At 34.5% G+C, this 22192-nt stretch carries 13 protein-coding genes, 1 other RNA gene and 1 pseudogene; 1 reads left to right on the forward strand and 14 read right to left on the reverse strand.

Annotation, left to right across the window (positions count from 1 at the left end; genetic code table 11):
• Nucleotides 1–521 precede the first annotated feature (521 nt).
• From ACTWQM_RS00180 to secG, 14 genes and pseudogenes are all read right to left on the reverse strand, one after another.
• On the reverse strand, nucleotides 522–3983 hold the full coding sequence (locus tag ACTWQM_RS00180) for an Eco57I restriction-modification methylase domain-containing protein (protein ID WP_443256152.1): 3462 nt from the start codon (nucleotides 3981–3983) through the stop codon (nucleotides 522–524).
• A gap of 436 nt (nucleotides 3984–4419) precedes the next feature.
• Nucleotides 4420–4581, reverse strand: coding sequence for a hypothetical protein (locus ACTWQM_RS00185; RefSeq protein ID WP_443256153.1), 162 nt, complete (start codon nucleotides 4579–4581; stop codon nucleotides 4420–4422).
• Nucleotides 4582–5250: 669 nt separating this feature from the next.
• Entirely contained in the window at nucleotides 5251–5991 is a 741-nt protein-coding gene (locus ACTWQM_RS00190) for a hypothetical protein (RefSeq protein WP_443256154.1), read from the reverse strand.
• Between the two features lie 179 nt (nucleotides 5992–6170).
• Complete coding sequence (locus tag ACTWQM_RS00195; protein ID WP_443256155.1) at nucleotides 6171–7496, reverse strand: hypothetical protein; 1326 nt, start codon at nucleotides 7494–7496, stop codon at nucleotides 6171–6173.
• Nucleotides 7497–7705: 209 nt separating this feature from the next.
• A pseudogene (locus ACTWQM_RS00200) lies at nucleotides 7706–9255 on the reverse strand (IS1182 family transposase).
• A gap of 360 nt (nucleotides 9256–9615) precedes the next feature.
• Nucleotides 9616–12411, reverse strand: a complete 2796-nt coding sequence (locus ACTWQM_RS00205) for a hypothetical protein (protein ID WP_443256156.1) — start codon at nucleotides 12409–12411, stop codon at nucleotides 9616–9618.
• Between the two features lie 17 nt (nucleotides 12412–12428).
• On the reverse strand, nucleotides 12429–12950 hold the full coding sequence (locus ACTWQM_RS00210) for a hypothetical protein (RefSeq protein ID WP_443256157.1): 522 nt from the start codon (nucleotides 12948–12950) through the stop codon (nucleotides 12429–12431).
• On the reverse strand, nucleotides 12947–14482 hold the full coding sequence (locus ACTWQM_RS00215; RefSeq protein WP_443256158.1) for a hypothetical protein: 1536 nt from the start codon (nucleotides 14480–14482) through the stop codon (nucleotides 12947–12949). Before ACTWQM_RS00215 ends, ACTWQM_RS00210 begins: the two co-directional genes overlap by 4 nt.
• A 1069-nt stretch (nucleotides 14483–15551) precedes the next feature.
• Nucleotides 15552–15894: a transfer-messenger RNA gene (ssrA, locus tag ACTWQM_RS00220) on the reverse strand.
• Nucleotides 15895–16019: 125 nt separating this feature from the next.
• Complete coding sequence (gene smpB, locus ACTWQM_RS00225; RefSeq protein ID WP_443256159.1) at nucleotides 16020–16484, reverse strand: SsrA-binding protein SmpB; 465 nt, start codon at nucleotides 16482–16484, stop codon at nucleotides 16020–16022.
• A gap of 121 nt (nucleotides 16485–16605) precedes the next feature.
• Nucleotides 16606–17415, reverse strand: coding sequence for a zinc transporter ZupT (gene zupT, locus ACTWQM_RS00230; protein ID WP_443256160.1), 810 nt, complete (start codon nucleotides 17413–17415; stop codon nucleotides 16606–16608).
• 262 nt (nucleotides 17416–17677) lie between these two features.
• Nucleotides 17678–19870, reverse strand: a complete 2193-nt coding sequence (rnr, locus tag ACTWQM_RS00235; RefSeq protein ID WP_443257062.1) for a ribonuclease R — start codon at nucleotides 19868–19870, stop codon at nucleotides 17678–17680.
• A 49-nt stretch (nucleotides 19871–19919) separates the two neighbouring features.
• On the reverse strand, nucleotides 19920–20666 hold the full coding sequence (locus ACTWQM_RS00240) for an alpha/beta hydrolase (RefSeq protein ID WP_443256161.1): 747 nt from the start codon (nucleotides 20664–20666) through the stop codon (nucleotides 19920–19922).
• Nucleotides 20667–20806: 140 nt separating this feature from the next.
• On the reverse strand, nucleotides 20807–21040 hold the full coding sequence (gene secG, locus ACTWQM_RS00245; RefSeq protein WP_375053873.1) for a preprotein translocase subunit SecG: 234 nt from the start codon (nucleotides 21038–21040) through the stop codon (nucleotides 20807–20809).
• A 155-nt stretch (nucleotides 21041–21195) separates the two neighbouring features.
• Between secG and ACTWQM_RS00250 the strand changes: the two genes are divergently transcribed.
• Entirely contained in the window at nucleotides 21196–22113 is a 918-nt protein-coding gene (locus ACTWQM_RS00250; RefSeq protein ID WP_443256162.1) for a lysophospholipase, read from the forward strand.
• Nucleotides 22114–22192: the final 79 nt, after the last annotated feature.

Genomic DNA, 22192 nt, shown 5'->3' on the forward strand with positions numbered 1-22192 from the left:
TAATTGCTCCTTCCTTAACTATTAATATACTTCTTACATTGTATCGTTAATTGGGGGGAGCTAACAACTAGCCCTCTGAAAAACTCACACTTTATATGTTGGTGAAAGGTGTTTCTCCCCACTTTGAAACTGACGAAAGTTATCAACGACTATCAGAGTTACAAGCTGAAGTAGATAGATGCCCCGTTTTTAATTTATTAAAAGAGCGGGAATTGAATTGAAGACATCTTGGATTAAAAAGGAACCTGTCAAAACAAAGTAGAAATCTCTTATTAAAAGATGGCAGGTCATGACCTTAATATCATGACCTGCCTTTTCTTCATATCAATGTAAATTTTGTTGAAGGTATCTGATGGATATATTTGGTGATATAAAAATTCGGGATGCTGTCATATCCTATAACAAAAATTGATATACCATATTTAAATGGTTTTCTTTTTTAAGGTTATATATCTTAACTGATATGAAAATGTTTAATTAAGATCTTTTTTCTTTTTGCTTACTAAGCCTAAAACAGCTAACTAATTGATGTTTTTTTCAACTATTGTTACTTCTTCTTGATCCAGATCATACATCCTATTAACTAAACTGTTTATTTCATTTTCTGTTTTTCTTATATTACTTAAAAGCGTTTTCTTTTCTTGAGTGATTTCCCCCCACTCTCTTATAATTGTTTTTATAACATGGTCTTTCTCGAAATCAGGAATATTAATAGCTAAGATCTTAGTTGAAATATTTCCTTTAGCTTGATTAATCTTTTCAAGTTGATTTTCATTTAAATTTTCTAAATAAACTTTTAGATATTTTTGTTTCAACTTATCTTTAACTTCGAATTTGATTATATCCATTTTACCCCCACCAGATTTACTGGTAGAAATAGTTAGTATTGTATCATTTATTGAGACACTAATCTCTTTGACTTTTTTGGAGTGGCCAGTATATATTTTATTACAAAAACCTCCTAACTCTGAAATTGTTCCTAGAGTTAAACCATTGTTGGAGGCATACTTATCTAAGAGTTTTTGGAAATCTAAGCTACTACCTCCTCTACCCCCTGATGCTTTTTTATCCAACTCACTATGAAGCATGTACATTTTTTTAGCTTTATCCCCTAACATTATCCAGTAACTTTCATCCGAAATAGACTTTGGAAAAGGGATGTTTTGTAACTTGCTTGCCTTTATTTGTGGAATTACTCGAGATTCACCCTGGTTTGCCACTCGATAAAGGAACAAGAATAATTTGGATTGTAGCATTGCTATATTAGCCCATGGATCACTTTGCCGTGGGAGATTAAAGACATACATGGCATCCGTCACAACGAGGTTATCTGAATGATCGTAAATAAGTTCAATAACTTTTGAAGTAGTTATCCCAATAATCTTAGGAGCTTTAAAAATAAGTGGATCTCTAGCTCTATGTAAAGCCCACCAATGATGTTTTTCTTTTTGGACTTCCTTACATTTATTTTGCTCTTTAAATTGTGACATAAATGAGAAAGTATTGGGATATAAATCAATATTAGTTTGGTTAGAAGTATAAATTATATATTGATCTACTTTCCAGCCTTTATAACGTTTAATTTGAGAACCACTTACACTTCCATAAAGTAACTCTTCCTCTAGTTTGTATTTTGCAATTTCATCTTTTGTGACTACATGTTGCTTTACCATGTCTGGACTAACACCACGTTGTATTTTCCCATCCAATGCTTCAATGAGGGGTGGATGTAATCCTCTCATTCGATTCAGAATTTTAATTTCCTCAATATTGTTAAGGAAAAAAGTAAGGTCAGGGTCATCCTCAACAATTTTCTTCCAATTTTCCCATTGGAATATATTAGCTAATTTAGGGTTATCTAAAACTTCCCCCCTTTGAGAAAGTGTTAAATCCTTCAGCTCATTTACTACCATTTCATCCTCTGAACCTTGGGCTTCGCTAATAAAAATTGTTGACGTGTTTAATACATCATTACCGAAAATTCTTTCTCCCATGCTTATTAAAGAAGACAATCCACGATCCAAGAGCACATTACGTACAGCCTTAGTATCAGTTTGATTAAGAATTGTACTTGGGATTATAAAGCCAATTGGATTTCCTATTTTCGTTATCCTTATAGATTGTTCTATAAAATAGATATAAGAGTCAACAGTCCTAACTATAACTCGAGGGTACTTATTTCTTAGGTATTGCCGCTCCTCATCAGTAAAATATGCTCCCCATGGCGGGTTACCAATAATGACATCAAAACCGCCATCTTCTATTATATCTTTAAATTCTTCTTCCCAATCAAAAGCCTTATCCTTTGATATATGAGAGTCAGCTATTAATGAATTTCCACATTTAATGTTGTCATCTAAATATGCTAAAGGTTCATTCTTATTTGCAGTTTTAAGCCAAAGAGATAACTTAGATATTTCAACTGATTCTTCATTAAGATCTACGCCATATAAATTATTTTGTAGAACGCCTTTCTGATATGCTACAAGATCAAATATTGACGTCTGACCACCTTTTATAGCGGAAATCTTGTTATGGATCCATTTGTATTCCTTTAATAAAAAGTCAAAAGCTTTATTAAGAAAAGCTCCAGACCCGCAAGACGGATCAAGCACCTTTATGTTCATCAACTTTGTTTCATAATCTTGATAAAACTTTAGTAATTGTTTTCTATATCTGCCTTCAACTTGGGGTGTGGTAGCTGATTCTAAATCCGGCAATTCATCTTCTCCCATATTTTTTTTAATAGTATCGAGAAGCCTACCAATAGAATTTTCTACAATATAATTCGTAACATACTCGGGGGTATAATAAATGCCATCCTTTTTTCTACGAGAACTTTGTATGTCATAATCATTATTTCTAATATTTGATTTTAATTCCTCTAAATCCGCAATAGACTGTTCAAAGATATGACCTAATATATTGACATTAACATCACTCTTGAAATCATAAGACGAGATATTATAAATTTCATCAAAAAAGTCGTTTTTGATTATGAGCTCATCTAGTTTTTCATCATATTTAAAGAGTCCTCCGTTATATGCAGGAATAAGCTTTTTCTCATTTCCTTCATCAACAGCTCTAAAAACCCCTTTTATTTCTTCCCATATAACAGTATCACTGTTACTGAATGAATCTTTTCCCCGCTCTATAGCTTTATGTAATAAGTCATTAGGTAAAAGCCCTAAATCTTCACAAAAGCATATAAAGATTATCCTATCTAGAAATTTTTGAGCTTTCTCTAACAGTAATTCCTCTGGATAACCTTGGTTATTTTTTTTTAATTCTTCAAAAAGCTGTATTCTTACACCCTTAAAGAGGTTATAAAAACTAATAGAGATGTCTCGCTCATGCTCTTTGGTTCTCACGCTCAAAATTTCGGTTGGACTTTGTCCATCTTCTTTTATTAAGTTTTCTTTAGATAATAAAAAATTAAACTTTTGAAAGTTAGCCTCATTGTCTAACTCATCTATATAAAATGACTCATAATACGCTTGACTACGTCCTACCTTATATAGCCTAATTTCAATCATGTTGGATACGATCACCCAGTTACAACCATCATATTTACTAGTGTAGCTAAAAGCTTGTTCTACAGGTGTACCATAGTCCTTTCCGGCTCTTTTTTGCTTTTCATCTAAACTTATCTTAGGGGATTTTAGTTCTATTATAGCTTGAGTACTTGCAGTTTCGGATGAGTAGAAACCTAGTATTCCATCTGGTATAGACGCATCCACTTCAGTGGAAACTTCTGCGTTAAAATTCCATTCTCCTTCCGATTCAGCAATACCTTTATATCCCAAAACCTTTAGGAATATTCCTTGTAGAAAAGCACCTTGAAGAGACTTTTCGTTAACCCCCTTAATTGTTTCCAAGTTCTTTTTCCAACTTTGAACTACTTTTTGCTTTTCAGTTTGATTTTCAATATAATGCCTTTGGCTAAAACTTTGAATCAAGTTTTGATTAAACAGATTAGGCATTCCTGTCCCCCCAATTTTGTTAAATACCATCGAACTTAGTAAAAAGTTTTTTTATCAATCTCTCTCCTTGTCTTTTAATGATTACAGTTGATTATCCGTCATATCACGCGTATTTACTGAAAATTTATTTATCAACACTTTTAATAACCTCTTCCATAAAGGACATGTTTTGGTTCATTGTAAAACCAAATGCAACACCAAAATTAATATAGAAAGTCATCGTGAAACCGTGTTATATTAATGTCGACCAAAACAATTTAACACACGGAGGAAAAAATTCACGATGACTCATGCCTATTCTAACACACCTAAATGGTCTTTTTCACACTTAAACGAAATGGAAAGAGGCGAACTGTCTGCTTATTTAAAAGTGGGCCTTTCACAAAGGAAAATCGCCCAAAAAATGAACCGAAATGTAGTAAGCACGGGGACGGTTCTAGCGCTTCTTTTCTAAGTAATACTCTTCAATTGCATGTGTAGCAGTCACAGCCAGATCTGGAGATATGAGAAACGCTGTGGCTTTATCACAATCATCACCTTCACCACAAGTCAATCTACAAACTGCTTTTTCAACAATTTTATGAGATTCAGTTTTCATTTTATTCCACCTCTATACTTCTAGCATTGTAATAAATTCATCATCAGGCAAGGTAATAAAGTATTTATATTTTTGTTGAAGTTCTTTTTTGCAGAAAATTTTACTTATAGATGGATAATTAAAAATTAGATGCCTATTGTTAAACCCAAAGGGTAATTTCCTATTGATAATTCTTGCTATTGTTTCATCATTAGGGTGATTGTGCTTCTTACCATTTGTAGAAAAAATGTATTTTGGACAGCCCACACCTAGATTTTCGGTGTGGGCTGTTTGACGCTTACGAACAAATTGTGGATCGACTTGACCATTCGAGTGATCAAATAACTAGAAATGTGTATCTCCATGTTACGACAGAATTAAAAAAAGAAGCTTCCCAAAAGTTCACTTAACTCATGTGAAGTCTCGATTAAAATCTTTTATGTTAACAAAATGTTAGCACTTCACTCTAACCCTAACAACAAACCCAGTCATAACAAGGGTTTCAGGAGTATCACATCATGCCGCCCCTTAGGTGAGAGTGCGGTATATCATGGTTCTGTTAAATTCTTACTGTAACATCTTTAACAAGAATTAACCCTTTTTCACTGGATTGCGTTAGCAAAATGTTAGCATTTTTCTAATGACAATATTAAGAGTTTTTGAACAATACATCCTAACACTTCCATTTTTTTATTCTTCTATAATATAGGGTTTAATTACTTCAAGCATATAATCAGCTTTCTGCGGTGTATAACTTGGAGACTGACAAAATACAATACGGTCATATTTCTCTTCTGCTTGATACTCTTTATTTCTAATAATTTTAAATGGTATCTCATCATCTATAGTAGTAGGGGAAATCATACGCCCTACAATCCTTTCATAGCTCATACCAATATCTATATCTTTGAAACCTTTAAATTGAAACGCCATGCAATCATCAGAAAAATTTTTCAAATGACCACTAAACATTTCATTCTCCCAAAACTCTGGCACAACAAAATTAATATCACTAATCCAACCGCAAGCCATAGCGTAAGATAAGTAATTCCCCATCCATACTTTGTCTAATTTTAGTAATTCCCTTCTCTTTTCGATTGGTTGTAACATTAATTCTCCCATAATGTATATATAACCACTATCTCCAAGTCCAGTATCTGAGTGCGCATCTATATGCGTAACATGAAATGGTGTCATTAAACCATGTTCTTTAATTAATTCATCCCAAAAGAAAAACGCTTCATTATGTTCTTTGATAATACGTCCTTTAATAGGGTTATCTTTACTTAATAAACACTTGTCTTCTAAAAATCGTTTAAACTCCTCTTCATTCCATGGTTTAAAATCTTCATCATTTAATCGTTCTTCACCATTCTGCCAATGAGCTATCCCATCTAAGAAAAAGTCCATATCTATATCTAATATCCTCATCTAATTGCCTCCTATTTCATTACACCTCTATAATATTTTTAATGTTATGTGCGTAGAGTGCGGCATATAAACGTAATCTTACTGTAACATCTTTAACGAGGGGTTTAACGTTTTTCACAGGACTGCGTTAGCAAAATGTTAGCATTGTTTTGTTGTTGTTGTTTGTATTATTTAAATCACTAATTGGCCTTCTTCAACTTATACAAAGCTGTAATTTCACCCGCTTCATCATACTCTACTTGAAGGTCAATTGGTTCATTTAAATCAGAATTTTTTCCTTGTTTGAGTTGGGTTAGTTGTTCTTCCATGTCTTTGATATTCTTGGTGATTGCTTTGTTAAGGTAGGTGATCTTTTCTTCCAATGTTTTTTTACGTTCATTAACAGCACTTTCAAATCTAAATTTCCCATCTAACTTTATTTGTTTTTCTTTGGTTATTCTATTAAAATTGTCTAAATGATTAATCGTTTTCTTATAATCATTTTCAATATCAGTAAGCCTTAAAAGACTTACCTCATCAGTACCTTCAATATAGGTTCTCATATTCAAACAAATGACCATTAACTCTAAGTTCCCAAAGCATAGGGATAGATCTTTTTCAAATGTGGTAGCTATAGTTTCAACCTCTGTTACAACACTATCTAAATCATATTTAATTACTTCCTTTACGTTTTTAATGCTATTAATGATATTCGGCTGTTCTATAAATATAGATTGTAACTCTTGATAACAGTCTAGATAGATATCCTCGATTTTAGTAAAGTATGCATGGTTACTAGTTATGTCACCCTTTTGCAAATCAGGTAATATAGATTTCAAATATCGAATTGCACCTTGAATTCTACCAAGTTTATCATTTCTATTGTATCTCAATAGTGTATTAACCTTATTATCAATAATATTTAATCTTTGGTTGATATTTTCTAAATGTTCTTGTGCCGAAACAATAGTCATAACTCCAAGCGCAACATTAGCTAATTGAGCAGGGTTTAGTCTTTTTGCATTCTTTATCTCTATTGCACCATGACCTCGAATTTTACTTTTTGAATCAACTACCATTGTTCTAAATTCATTTGCCGCTCCCTTTGTTTTCATCAATGTTAATTCTCCAGAATTCACTTTATCAAGAATTTCTTTACTAAACTTTATAATGACCTTTTTATCTGTTTTTAAAATATCCGTAGCTGTCGGAGCTAGTTTTACTAGATTATTAATATTATCCTTCAAATTCCTATTAAGAGGTACTAATTGTGGGTATTCATATTCATTTATATTAAAACTATCTACAGTCTTTACTTCCCAAGGTAGTTCTGTATGAACATCGGTGAGTATATTTACTTCCTCATGACTTTCATTAATACTCTCTACCATAATTGTTTTCTCTAATTTATCTTGCTTCGATTTTATCTTATAGCTGTTAACTATTGTGAAAATTTTTACAGTAAAAAATACTACTACCATTAGTCCAATGAGGAAAAGAGTAATATAGATATAATCCCCCTGCATTTACTACAACCCCTTTTGGTAAATTTTCAATACTTCCATTTTCCAGAAAATAAATGTACCATATTAGAATATTTTACCATAAATTAAGTTGGTTTTATTAAAAAAGTGTTAAATAACATAATTGCTAACTTTTTACATCAATATTTGGAAGCGCGGGGACGGTTCGAGGCAACTGAAAAAGTACCCTTTTTTAATTCATTTTTTATAGTTTAGGCGCAAATTTTTTGTATTTCACATTTTTTGCCCGTTAATTTCCAGAAAATGATAAAACTATTAAAATCAGACCCCTTTTTAGAGGATAGTATCCCTGCTATCCTCTTTAAATATACCGCGAATGCTGTGAATTTCGCCTGTAAGATCATGCTTTTTAGACCGTACCCCCTGGCACGATCTAATCCGTGGAAATTCTTCATCTCACCATTTTTCCATTCTTGGCAAACTCTTTTCATGTATTTTTCTTTAAATTCTTCTGTCTTTTGTTGTTGACTGTACGTATAAAATTCGGGAGCATTAATCCCTACTACCAAAATTCTACGTACTGCTGTGCCAGCGCAACTTTCCCTTAATGGGCAATCTCTACATTTTTCCTTTTCATAGTAATACCTGTACGATTCTCTACCACGTTTATTTTTTGCGTATTTTTTTCTTTCTGTTTTATTACCTTGTACACAAAACCATTCATCTGAATCTTTGTTATAACTAAATAAGTCCTCATCTATCCTATAAGCCATCGCATTAACTGGAATGTATGGTGCTGCTCCCATTTCTTTAACTCTATCCAATATTGGCTTTTTGAAGTAGGCTTTATCTCCATATACTTCTTTTATATTCAGTCCGGTTTTCATTGTTAAATCCATTAATTCATTGAACTGTGTCCCATCCACGTAGGCTCCATTATTTACTCGAACCGCAGTTATAATTCTGTCTTTTGTGGTGATGGCGTACTCCGTTTTATAACCAAAAAAATGAGAAGTTTTACTTTTGTGTCCTATTCTAGCGTCTTGGTCTACAATGGAACGAACCCCTTTTTGTTCAATAAATTTAGGGTCTTCTAGTATTTTCTTTGCATTCCCCATTACCTGTATTGTTTTAGTGGTATTCTCTGTTTCTACACTTCCTTCGACCTGGTTCATCACTTCTTCTAAATACGTTTTCATGGCAGACTTAGCTTCTTTGGGGTCTTCAATTTCCTTATAATCTGGAATTTCCTGATTTACGGTACTAGGCACTTCTCCAACTTCTTCATCCAGTGTTTTAAATAGCTTTTTTGCCAAGCGCTTCATAACCCTTTCAGGTGCTGCTTTAAATGTATTTGCTTCTGAATGCGTAGTGTCAACACTTACCCCAGGATCTTCAATAATTCCCTTTTCTACACATTGCCTTACAACCTCGGTATTAAGCTCGTCTACCGTTAGGTCATTATCATGTAATTTCTTCACTCTGAATTTGGCTAAAAGGCTTGGATCTGGTAATCCTCTGGGTTGATATCAAGAAAATACATGTACGCTAGGTTTAAAGAAGCATCTTCAATCACGCGTACATCCGATAGATCATAGAAATACTGCAACGTTAAAAGCTTAATCATTAATTCAGGTTCTTTGGCAGGTCTACCATAATGCTTACAGTAAGTGTCTTCAAGAAGTGTGTTAATAAAACTAAAATCAACTGCCTCTTTTATTCGTTTAAGCATATGATTTTCCGGAATTTTAAAGTATAATAATGAATAGATGCTTAATTGCATATCTTTGTCTTTAAGCATGACAAAACCCCCGTGTGGTAATAGTTTCTAGACAATTCTATTATACCAAATTCCGGGGGTTTTTCTTATACTTTTTTCTTTTTCCACTCTCAATTTACATTTTTTAGGAGATGTTTTTCAGTGGCCTCGGACGGTTCTGGCGCTTCCTATTTCAAAAGCCCCGCTTCGTGACAAGATGATGGAAGCGCCCCACATGCCAACGTTGTTATATAGGGGCCAAAAAAACAAAAAAAGGATTCTCAAAGAGTTAATTCAACTATTGAGAACCCACTTCTATCACTTATATTGTTAGAAATTTAGAGGAAGCACAAGAACCTTCTCCGTGCTTCATAAAGAGAATTACAATTTAATAATATTGCTTTAAACCTTTCCGTACAGAGGCCCTTCTGAAGTATAGTTTTCAAACTTGAAATGAGTTGTATTCTTGTTTCTCATTTTAATACTCAATAATTTCGCAAAATTATCATCATGTGTAGACACAATCATTTTTTTATTCATCTTTGAATCAAGCACCCCTCTTAAGACATCTATAAAAGCAAGTACATTTATATCGTCCATGCTTTGTATTGGGTCATCAAGAAAGAAATGGTTAAGCTTACTAGTAGAATTGTTAAGTCCTAACCCTAGGAATACACTTAGTGCCAATACATTCAATTGAGCAGAACTAAAAATTTGATCCAACACTATATTCTCTTCCTCATCTTTGAAGTTAGTACCGCTTTTCTCACTACTAATAATTAGATTTTTATAGAAAGGATGTGGGTTAATAGCTTTATACACCCATTGAATTAAAGGGTGGTTTTTCAATCTAGATTCTATCGCTTCTTCTTGCAGAGCTGAGAGCGATTGAAGATCTGAGTTCATTTGTGTCTGCTGCTGACGAAGTAAAGAAATTTTATCACGAATAGAATTTGTCTTATCTTCCAACTTACCGTATTCAATAACCATTTTTAGGTAATCATCTGGCATCTTGATTTTCAAAATTTCATCAATTTTTTCAATCAAAACCTCTATAACTTTTAAATCTTTACTACTTCTTGTGATCTTCTTATTTAATAGCTCAGTTTTTTCAGGATAAAATTCACCAACTCCGTCTTTGTTCAAAAGCTCTTTAGTTTCAAATAATATATCGGAAATACTAGGGTCCTCAATAAAATTAAAATTACTTTTCTTCTTCTCCAACCATTCACTTCTTTCTTCGTTTAACTCCTTAATTTTCTCTCTTATATTACTTCTATCCACGTTGTCTACTTTAACTTGTTCACCCAAAAGTTCAACTATAGTCTTTTTTAAATCCCGTAACTTTTGTCTGTTTTTCTTGAAGCTATCTACTGCACTTTTCTTTAGTTCTTTACCTTCAACTTTCAGATTACTAAAATATGTTATTGATTTATCAAGAACGCTTGTAATAAGTTGTTTAATTTGAAGTGCTTTTTCATTAAATTGTTCATTAATCTTATCTAAGTTATCTAATGTTATTCCTTCAACAACTTTCATGCTTTTCTTAGTCTCTACAAGTTCTTTCACTTGTTCATTACCTTGCTGAGTAGTAAAGTCAATTATTTTTAAGAGTTTGTGATAAAATGGCTCATCTTCTGTAAATGACAAAGGTGCATCATCAAGATATTGACTCAAACATACTGGACATTCATCCAATGCCTCTCCTTTGCTATCAATATAGTTCCTCATTTCTAATAATAACGATTGATACGTGTCATTTAACGTAGAGGCACTTTTTATCTTATGATCGATCAGCTCAATATCTCTATAACTTTCGTTCAGTTGTTCATTTAAGTTTTTTCTCTGTTTCTCTAAGTTACTCCAGTCTGTATCCTCAAGGAAGCTTACTACTCTATTGACGTTCTTAACCTCGTTAGACAACTCTGTGTTTTCAACAAGAAAATCTTTTAACAAAGATATATCTCTAATTATTTGCTCAAGATTATTTATAAAGTGACTACTTATATTCTCATCTTCATTAAATTGTATTGCTGTTTCTAATTTTGTTTTAAGCTTAATTAATTCTTTCTCTTTTGAAGCTTGATTTGCAATAATCTTTTTAGAACTCCAATAATCTCCAACATTTTCGGTGATTTCGGAATATATTCCAGTATAGCTGTTCTCTAATAAAAACTTATAGGCAGCTGTCTTTCTATAATTTGCTTCTATTATTTTTAATTCGTTTATACGTGATATAGTCTCTTTAATTCTTTTGTAAGCATTTAATTTGTCGGTTTGAGAGGTATGTAATTTATTTAATCTCAGTGATTCTTTATCGATAAATTTATTAAAGTCAGCCAATCCTTGCGAATTAATTTTTTGACTTGTTACCTTGGAGTCTTGAATTTTTTCTTCAGATGAATCACTATATCTATTAACTAATTCCTTAAGTTCTTCCCGTTTTTGATCGATGCGATTGAGATAGTCACTCACAGACCCAAAATCTCGGCCTTCTAAAAATGTATCTACTTGCTCGATATTATTTTGAGAGGAGGTTTCTTCACTTTCAAGTTTATTAATTTCAGATGTAATGGCACCACTTCTTTTGTACTCTTTTATCTCTGAGTATAAAGTGTACAAAGGATTAAGGTTTAGCATATCCATGAAGATAGCTCTTCGCTCTTCTGGCCGGTTCGATCTTATAAAATGATTGATACTTTCTTGACCTAACAAATGAGATTTAATAAATTTATCGGAATCAATCTTACCATCTTTCACCAGTGAATCCATGAAGGAATCCTCTACAGAATAGCCGTCTTTTTCTGCATAAAATGTAGACTCATAATTATCGGAATTACCGAATCCAATAGATATACTTTTGGATTTACGAGTAAGTTTCAGTCCATTTGTGAATTGTAATATCACACAGATCTCTCGTTCATCACTATCCCTCTTACTAGGGTGGAAGAATTTTAAATGATAGGATTTTTTCAAATCATTCTTATTGTAAATATCCTCAAAATTTTTCAATCTAGACACGCTGTCCGTAAGACCCCATTCAATAGCTTCAAAGAAAGATGATTTTCCAAAACCATTAAATCCATTAAAGATCACTAAATCGTTATGCAAATCATCGAACACAAAAAAGCCGTCTTCTCTATTCTGATTACAACCATACCCTCTAAAATTCTTGATTTTAACAGTTTCCAGATACAATTTAAGACCTCCTTCTTTTACTCAACTAGACCTTTGATGTAATTAAACCGGCTCTTTATTTCTTTTAAAGATTTTTCTTCAGGATCCTCTGTATTATTATCATTTATTAGTGTATTCAAATATCTATGAGGTTCGATGGCTCTCATATACTGACTTTTTAAGTCCTCAAAGTCCTCATACTGAATAATCAACTTCCTTGCAATGAACTTATTTCTATGTACTTTAGCGAGCACTTCTGGTTCAAGAGAAGTATTATGGTTAGTATCATAAAAGCCAACAACATACATATCCCATAAAAACCTAGGTAACTCAGAATTACCAGAATTATCCGAACCCGCATTGTCTAGCATCATTTCTATGTAGTTTTTGATTACAGGTATTGAGAGGGTTATTTCTTCCATTTCATCTACTGTATCCATTTTGAAAGCTATCACTACTTTATCCGTATTGTCAGTACATAAATAACATTCTTTGAATTCTATCAAGTCTGATAATGGGAAAGCATTTTTCACTCCTATTATATCTAGCAATTCCTTCATTTTAATCCTCCTTTTAAGTCACTCTTAAAACTACATCCTTCACAGCTACGATCTAATCTTAAACAATAATTACATCTGTAATTTACTGATTTAAGCATTGCTTTTAGTTTGTAGTTTTCATCCGAAGTATCGCTTATATCAGGTACTGTATTGTCCAAAACTTCCATATCAAACTTACACTTATATGCAGGCGAATCGAATATTACTGTGTTGGTTTTGGATAATTCCGAATATTGATACCTTTGTTTTACTTCTTCAGCAAACTTCACGAGCAGACTTTGAGGTTTTAGGCTAATCCCTCCACCTTTAATGCAATAAGACTCAAGGCCAAGATATGAGAAATTATTTAAGCCGTCTAAGCCCCTCAAATTAATTTCACCAAGATTACTTACTTTACTAACAGAAGCTTCACACATCACTTTTAACATTTCTATTATTCTGTAAGGATCACTTACATAACTCCCCACTAAGTATCGCTTAGACACACTTTCTACTCCATGAGTTTCTAACTCTTCGAACAATTGTTCTTTACATTCTATTAAATATGAAAGTATTTCCTCTTTAAGGTCGGGATTATCTGCAGAAAGCTCATATTCGTACGTACTAATATAATCATATATCGCTTCAATGTATTGTTCCATTTTCTGGGATTCAATCTGTTGGTTAAGATACTTCAAGTCTAATTCTTCAAATTCATCAATTATTTCCTTAGCCTTGTTCATAGTTATTCCTTGATTATCCTTAGAATAAGTGGTCCGAAAAAACTCCTCCAATATCAGGTTATATATCCTAACCATTTGATGATCCTTAAGATTGTAATTGTAATTGTCATCTTTCATTATTTCTATTATTTCAGTCTTAAGCTTATGAATAGAAAAGCTTTTTTCTTTTTTTTCTTCAGGAAAATTAAATGATATTTTGGAAATGAAATCTCTTAGCATAGAATCATCTAATATTTCGGGATCTACATAATAGTAGTATTTACTCGGGTTAGAGTGGAGATGTTCTTCTAGATTTTTGTAATAGAACTTGTTACTCTGTTCCTCTTTTTTATTACAAGGAAGAGCTTCTTTAAAATTCTCAAACCTTGCCTTCATAATCTTGTCGTGCTTAATATGCTCATACATTAAACATTGTTTAATGTACCGAAGATACGGATCCCAATCCTTTATTACTCTTTGGTTCCAGTCCAAAAAAAATTTTTTGTCATTTCTAGAAATAGGTAAGTTTGTAGTGAATATATACTCATCCCCATTAACTCTATCTATTTGGTTTTCTTTGAAATCATTATAAAAATTATAAATCGTATGCCTAATCGCTGTAGAATTTCTAGTGAAATATTCATCCTTGTAGAACTTCGCTTCAACATATTTGTCATTCTTTGTATGTACTCTTATGTCAGCGCCTTTCTCAACTGCTACATAGTCATTAGTATTTGTAGAGTTTGATAATAAATGAAATAATTCACGGGTCGCTAACAACATCTGATAATAATAACCAGCTATACTATGACGCACATCAGTATCGGCCATATTGACTCACCTAACCCTTTATATATATTAAATAGTTTGAATGTTCTATGCATGGAACAATAAGAGAATTATATCATATATTTCCATGAAAATAGCTGAGTCATTGTAATCAAGTAAAAGTCACTTTTTAATACCTCAAATCGGATTTAGAAGTCACTTTATTTTAGTTGTTCACACTCCCTGACATATGCTTCTAAATTCTTTTTTTAATAGGAATGGATAGAAGGAGCTGACAACAACATATTTCACTCTATTATTTGAGCAACGATTTTCCCCTTTCAAATGAATGGGGAAGCACGGAGACGGTTCTAGCGCATCCTATTTACAATAGAAACACCGTTTCGTTACAAGTTGAAGGAGAATGCCCACACTCAAACGTTTTGTAGCTAGAGAATGATGGAGATTAATAAATACAAAAAAGGCTCCTCAAAAGTTTGTTTCAACTAATGAGAAGCCTCTTTTCATATCATAATGTTAGCATTTTGTTAGCAACATCATCCTAATCACTTATATACCAAGGGTTGGAGCGGTTATTACATCATGCCGCCCATATAATAACAAATAAAATACTAAAGAAAGTTACTAAAAACTCTTGTTACATAAAAAAACCACCAAATATGTATTGGTGGAGACGGTGGGACGTGCTCTTCCATGCTTTCGACATGGCACTGACTATATCTTGAACCTAATTCTTATTAGGCTCTCCGGCGTCTTATGTGAAATGTATTTTTACCCTTATCAGGTATATTCCACATCCTAGTACTACCATAAAAAATGGCAGCCTATAAGTCGATACACGGCTGTTGGATTACTCCACACACCGCTCGGTATTGCCGTATTGCTTAGGAGATGATTAAAATATCACCAAATGATAAGCTGCGCATCTCTTCGTTGGCTTGTTTTTCCGGCCCTCATGTACTTTGGTACATTCCGGTCCTTAAAACTACTCCGCCTCGATCTGCTTGCTTCTAATTTGTCGATATTTTAAATCTTATATTTAATAGCAACTTAGGTTTCACCGATAAAGCCGGATTTTCACTTTTGTGTTGCCACAAAAGGCGACTATTACTAATCGAACCCACGTCCAGAGATATCGCCACTCAGGCTTCTACGAGTGTAGTTGGTATATTCTCATTCACTAGCACGTCAACCTACCAACAGGCTTCCGTGTAGCTAGTCTGATTAGTTTCAACTATCATCCGCAGACGGTGAATGACAGTGTAGCCCGCTTCATTTGAGACCCTTCAATCTGCCACACGGGCGATAGCAGGAAGGATCGCTTTAGCAGTGCTTAGGCAGCTGCTAGAGCTGGTGAATTGTTTTCTTCGCCAGTTATATTTAGGCAATTAACGTTTTACGAGCCGTAACCTCGACGCGCGACCTGAGCTCAATCTATCCCTGTCGAATCCGTAACGTCCCCATTTAAAGGAGAATCGCTTGGAATAGAACGAGCAATTATCTAATTTGATGTCGTTTATCTTCTAACGACAATTCTTATTATACCATAAACAATGCTAAAATCAAGCCCTGGAAGGTTTTACCTCATGTTGTCCTTGATAGCACGATCAACATCACGTTTCATCTGTTTGCGTTTCAGGTCTTCACGTTTGTCATATTTCTTTTTCCCTTTTCCAAGTCCGATTAATACTTTCGCAACACCGTTTTTGATATAGACTTTTAATGGAACAAGTGCATATCCCTGTTGTTGTGTTAACCCAATTAATTTATCAATTTCCTTGCGATGTAAAAGCAATTTACGAGTTCGTGTTGGATCATGATTATACCGGTTCCCCTGTTCATACGTTGCGATATGCAAATTAATCAGTTTTACCTCACCACGGTCAATTCTTGCGTGTGAGTCCTTAATATTTATTCGACCGGCACGAATTGACTTGATTTCAGTTCCTTGTAAAACAATTCCTGCTTCATACGTTTCTTCTATAAAATAATCGTGTGACGCTCTTCTGTTTTTAGCGATTTCGTTTCCTTTTCCTTTAGGCATACCGAACTTCCTCCTACTCCTTGCGTGAACCTTATTTTATCAAACTATCTGTAATTATTCCAATTGTTTAAAGAGACGAGAAAAATTCAGGGCTGTCACCCAATCGGCACAGCCCCCAAAACTATAATATCAATAATAAACTAACTGCCATTACTGCCATTCCACTAATTAATCCATAGATTGAAACATGTGCTTCATCGTACTTCTTTGCCGCCGGCAGCAGTTCATCAAGTGAGATAAATACCATAATTCCTGCTACGCCAGCAAAAATTACACCAAATGTTATTTCACTTAAGAATGGCATAAGAACTAAGAATGCAACAACAGCTCCAATTGGCTCAGCCAACCCTGACAGGAACGATAACCGAAATGCCTTTTTCTTATCATTCGTTGCATAATAAATTGGGACTGATACGGCAATTCCTTCTGGGATGTTATGAATAGCGACCGCGATTGCAATAGCCAAACCTAATCCTGGGTCCTGTAAGGTAGATACAAATGTAGCTATCCCCTCTGGAAAGTTATGAATTCCGATCGCCAGAGCAGTGAACACCCCCATTTTAAGCAACGCTGGGTCATTTACAGCACTGCCATTTCTTCGCATATCTTCAATTTTCTTTAACTCATGCGGATTTGACTGTTTTGGAATGAAACGGTCAATTATTGCAATTAGCGCAATTCCCGCAAAAAAAGATCCTACTGTAAGCCAGCTTCCACCCTGTTCACCAAGTTCTCCTACTAATGATTCTTTTGCTTTGACAAAAATATCAACAAACGATACATAAATCATCACGCCTGCTGAAAAGCCCAAGGCAAAGGATAAAAATTTTGTGTTCGTCGTTTTTGCAAAGAATGCCAACAAACTTCCTATACCTGTTGCCAGACCCGCAAAAAGCGTGAATAGAAATGCTAATATTAGATCATGTGACATTCAGCTTTTCTCCCTCTTTGTTGTCCGAATTAATAAATGTTTACCTAAGGAAACATTTATAGTAACAGTTACATTTTATTCTATTGGGGAACAAAATGCAACCAGAATTGTTCGACTAGTAACCACGGCTTTCGACAATGCTTTATGGTGAAGGTCACAGTTGCACTTATGCAGTAGTAATTATGCTACCTTACTGCCAAAGAAAAAGACTGATACGGTGCAACATTCTGCCCCATATCAGTCATTATTCTAAGATATCCCCTTACTTTTTCGCCTTTTTAGCTTTAATTGTTTTCTTGTTTTTCTTCTGAGGTTGCTGTGGTTGGCTTGTTGCTAGTTCAAAGTCGATGATCCGTTCGTCCAGATTAACTTTTACAACACGAACTTCGACTTCTTCACCTATCTTATAGATGTTTCCTGTTCGTTCACCAATCATGGCATAATTTCGGTCATCATAATGGTAATAATCATCGGTTAGATTGCTAACGTGCACAAGTCCTTCAATGGTATTTTCCAGTTCAACAAACAAGCCGAAATTTGTAACTGAACTTATGACGCCAGTATATTCCTCGCCAACTTTGTCCTGCATAAATTCTGCTTTCTTAAGATCATCCGTTTCCCGCTCGGCATCGACTGCGGCTCTTTCTCTTCCTGATGTGTGGCGGGCGATTTCCGGCATGGAATCTTTCCAGTGTTTAGTTGTTTTCGCATCGAGTTTCTTTTCGATCAAGTATGTGCGAATTAACCGATGTACAATCAGATCCGGGTACCGTCGAATTGGTGATGTGAAATGCGTATAAAAATCAGTCGCTAACCCAAAATGTCCAATACTTTGCGGATCGTATTTTGCTTGCTGCATGGATCGCAGCATAAGTTTTGATACAATCATTTCCTCTGGCTTATCTTTCACTTCCTCAATTACTTTTTGCAGTGCTTGTGGATGAATTTCATTTGCTGTTCCTTTTACAACATAACCTAGTCCAGCAATAAATTCGAAAAAGTGCTGGAGTTTCCCTTCATTAGGATCTTCATGAATCCGGTGAATAAACGGCACATCCATCCAGTGGAAATGTTCAGCAATTGTCTCGTTTGCTGCTAGCATAAACTCTTCAATCAATCGTTCCGCTACTGAACGCTCACGTAAAACGACATCACTTGGCTTTCCACTATCATCTACTAGTACTTGAGCCTCTTTGAAATCAAAATCAATAGCTCCACGATTGAATCGTTTACCACGCAGAATTGAAGCAAGTTGCTCCATCTGTTCAAACATTGGTACGAGTGCACTGTATTTCACTCGAACTTCCTCATCCTGATCGACTAAAATTTTGTTAACATCACTGTACGTCATACGTGCATTTGTTTTAATTACACTTTGGAAAATTTCATGATTTACGATTTCACCAGCATCCGTTATTTCCATCTCGCAGCCAAGTGTAAGTCTATCCACTTGCGGATTTAACGAACAAATTCCATTCGATAACCGGTGCGGAATCATTGGGATTACACGATCAACCAGGTAAACACTTGTTCCACGCTCAAACGCTTCTTTATCAATTGGCGAGTTCTGTCCAACGTAATAGCTTACATCTGCAATATATACACCAAGCTTATAGTTGCCATTTCCCAACTTCTTGACTGTCACAGCATCATCCAAATCCTTGGCATCTGCCCCATCAATTGTGACAATAACTTCATCACGAAGGTCACGCCGGTTTTCCAGTTCTGTTTCATCTATTTCTTCTGGTGTGTTTGCAGCTTGATCCAGCACTTCCTCTGGAAAGTCAATTTTAATTCCATGCTTATGAATGATGGATATAATATCAATTCCAGGATCGCTTTTATGACCAAGGATTTGAATGATTTCACCCTCAGCACTCTTCCTGCCTTCCGGATACTTCGTAATATGTGCAATCACTTTATGCCCTGTGACAGCACCGTTTGTCATGCTTTTCGGGATGAAAATATCATTCGGAATCCGCTTATCATCAGCAATCACAAAACCAAATGATTTATTGTCTTCAAACGTACCAACTATCGCATGTGTTGCACGTTCCAGAACACGAATAACCGTCCCTTCCGGCCTGTTACCATCATCATTTTTCTTTTCCAATCTAACGAGCACTTTGTCATTATTCATTGCTGACGCTAAATCAGAGTGGTGGATGTAAACGTCTGTTTGTCCCTCATCATCAGGTATTAGAAACGCAAATCCCTTTGCATGCATCTGAATTCTTCCGCGGACCAGATTCATTTTTTCCGGCAGTCCAAACCGGTTTTTACGTGTTCGAACGAGTTCACCAGTTTCCTCAAGTTCATTTAATGCTTTCACTAGTTCCTTAAATTCATCTGATCCTTTTAGGTCCAATGAGTCTTCTAATTCCTCAACAGCTAAAGGCTTCTCCCTATGTTCATTAAAAAAATCTCGCAAACGCTCTTTTATCGTTTCGTTCATATGCTCACCTTCTTTCTTTAGTATTGTTAACTTTTTAACCAAATTATAATCATTCGTTCCAATCAAGTGATTCTAAAAATTGAAATACATCCTCATGCAGCTGTTCTTTTTCCTTGTCCATTGTAATCACGTGGCCTGATTCTTCGTACCATTTAATATCTTTTTGATCTGCTTCAACGTTCTCATAGATGTATGTAGCGCTTTCCTTATTGATCATTTCATCCTGCTGTGCTTGTACGACAAAGGTCGGTGTGTAAATAGTATCAATATTGTTTTGGACTTGTGTAATGAGCTCTCCAAGATCTTTAAACATAACTTGTGAATTCTCAATTAGTTCCGCTACTTCCTGCTGAATTGTATCCGCATCCTTGCCTTCTAGTTGCTTAAATTCTTTTGCTTTAAATTTGTATCCTTTTGTAAGTTCTTCCTCATTGTCGAAAAACATTGGTGCACACATTGGTATTATCCCTTTAACCTGTTCAGAGTATGCCAGTTTTAATCCTAAAACTCCACCAAGTGATAATCCAGCAACAGCTATTTCCTTATAACCTAGCTCCTTCAGATGATTGAAGGCATTTTGAACATCCTCCCACCATTCATCAGCGCTCGCTTTCACTAATTCTTCCGGTTCTTGTCCATGTCCACGGTATATCGGAGCATGGCTGGTGTATCCTTTCTTTTCCAAAAAACGCCCCATCATCCGTACGTCAGCTGAATGTCCTGTAAACCCATGTAATAACAATACCGCACGTGGGCCTGCTTCAAACGTAAAAGGTTTTGGAAGTTTAACTTTCATTATGGAACAACTCCTTATTCTATTTCTGTTTGTTCGTGTGTTGTTTTGCTAATTAATACCACTTTACTTACCATACCCTATTATTAAACATCTGAAAATAAATAAACCCTTATCACATTATTTGCGATAAGGGTTATCATTTATTGAAGGACATATGCACTTAGGAAAGCTAGAATAAAAAATAACGTTCCAGTAATTACTGTTCCACGATGCAGGATTAAATCTGCACCACGTGCTTTTTGCTTACCGAAAAGCTGTTCTGCACCACCTGAAATTGCTCCAGACAGCCCTTCACTTTTACCTGACTGTAATAAAACAAGTACAATCATAATAACTGCATCAATAACTAATACTATATTTACGAACTCTACCATTATTCAACGGCACCTCCTGTAACGCACAATTACCTATATGTACTTTAGCATAATATTCGTTGAGATAGCAAGTGATTTTTTGCAAAACTTTGGACGTTTAGTGATTTTCATTCTATCATATAATTAATAATAAGTTTAGGATTGGGTGGATACAAGTGGAAAAATCATTTTGGTTACAAATGCCGGATCATGTTGATGTTTATGTTAAGAAATGGTTCAATGATTTAAGAAAGCCAAAAGCCATCGTACAACTCGCACACGGCATGGTGGAACATATCAGTCGTTATACTGAATTTGCTGATTTTTTAGTTGAAAATGACATCTTTGTGTATGGAAATGATCACCGTGGCCACGGTAAAACAGGAGAGAAACAGGGATTATTTGGTTATCTAGCTGATGAAGATGGATTTGAGAAAACAAAAAATGATCTATTACAAATTACATCAGTAATAAAACAGGAATACCCGGATACACCATTAATTTTAGTCGGACACAGTATGGGCTCATTTTTAGCCAGAAATTATATTCAGGAAAACAGCGCACTAATTAATGGGGTTATTTTATCTGGGACAGGTCATTATCCAAAATCAACGAGTCACTTGGCAAAATATATAGCTTCCACACTTCCGCCAAAAGAAAAGTCAAAATTAATGAATTCTCTATCATTTCATTCGTACAACAAGCATTTTAAAAGTCGAAAAACCAATTTCGATTGGCTTACAGCTGATGAAAAAATTGTTCAAACATATATGGAAGATCCACTTTGCGGACATATACCAACAGCAAGGTTTTTCTATGATTTAATGGATGGCATTCTAACAATTCACAATAAAAAATTAAATAAATCAATTCGATTTGACCTGCCAATGCTTCTGTTAAGCGGAATGGAGGACCCTGTCGGTGATTATGGTAATGGAGTCTGGAAAACTGCTCACCTCTACGATGAAGCGGGGCTTGAAAATGTTATGACAATGCTGTATGAGAATGGAAGACATGAATTATTAAATGAAATCAATCGTGATGAGGTATATCAGACTATTTATCAATGGATTCAGCAACAAATACAACGTTAAGCGTTTTCATTATGAAACCTTTGTGTCGCCGACTGACAATGCTTGAATTCATAGTATTAAAGGGTATAAAATATAGAAT

Source organism: Virgibacillus sp. L01, from assembly GCF_052246775.1.
Taxonomy (GTDB): Bacteria; Bacillota; Bacilli; order Bacillales; family Amphibacillaceae; genus Lentibacillus.

What these genes read in the sequence shown, in the direction of transcription:
- ACTWQM_RS00180 (WP_443256152.1), bottom strand. Translation starts at nt 3,983, where the DNA reads ATGCCTAATCTGTTTAATCAAAACTTGATTCAAAGTTTTAGCCAAAGG.
- ACTWQM_RS00185 (WP_443256153.1), bottom strand. Translation starts at nt 4,581, where the DNA reads ATGAAAACTGAATCTCATAAAATTGTTGAAAAAGCAGTTTGTAGATTG.
- ACTWQM_RS00190 (WP_443256154.1), bottom strand. Translation starts at nt 5,991, where the DNA reads ATGAGGATATTAGATATAGATATGGACTTTTTCTTAGATGGGATAGCT.
- ACTWQM_RS00195 (WP_443256155.1), bottom strand. Translation starts at nt 7,496, where the DNA reads ATGCAGGGGGATTATATCTATATTACTCTTTTCCTCATTGGACTAATG.
- ACTWQM_RS00210 (WP_443256157.1), bottom strand. Translation starts at nt 12,950, where the DNA reads ATGAAGGAATTGCTAGATATAATAGGAGTGAAAAATGCTTTCCCATTA.
- ACTWQM_RS00215 (WP_443256158.1), bottom strand. Translation starts at nt 14,482, where the DNA reads ATGGCCGATACTGATGTGCGTCATAGTATAGCTGGTTATTATTATCAG.
- smpB (WP_443256159.1), bottom strand. Translation starts at nt 16,484, where the DNA reads ATGCCTAAAGGAAAAGGAAACGAAATCGCTAAAAACAGAAGAGCGTCA.
- zupT (WP_443256160.1), bottom strand. Translation starts at nt 17,415, where the DNA reads ATGTCACATGATCTAATATTAGCATTTCTATTCACGCTTTTTGCGGGT.
- rnr (WP_443257062.1), bottom strand. Translation starts at nt 19,870, where the DNA reads ATGAACGAAACGATAAAAGAGCGTTTGCGAGATTTTTTTAATGAACAT.
- ACTWQM_RS00240 (WP_443256161.1), bottom strand. Translation starts at nt 20,666, where the DNA reads ATGAAAGTTAAACTTCCAAAACCTTTTACGTTTGAAGCAGGCCCACGT.
- secG (WP_375053873.1), bottom strand. Translation starts at nt 21,040, where the DNA reads ATGGTAGAGTTCGTAAATATAGTATTAGTTATTGATGCAGTTATTATG.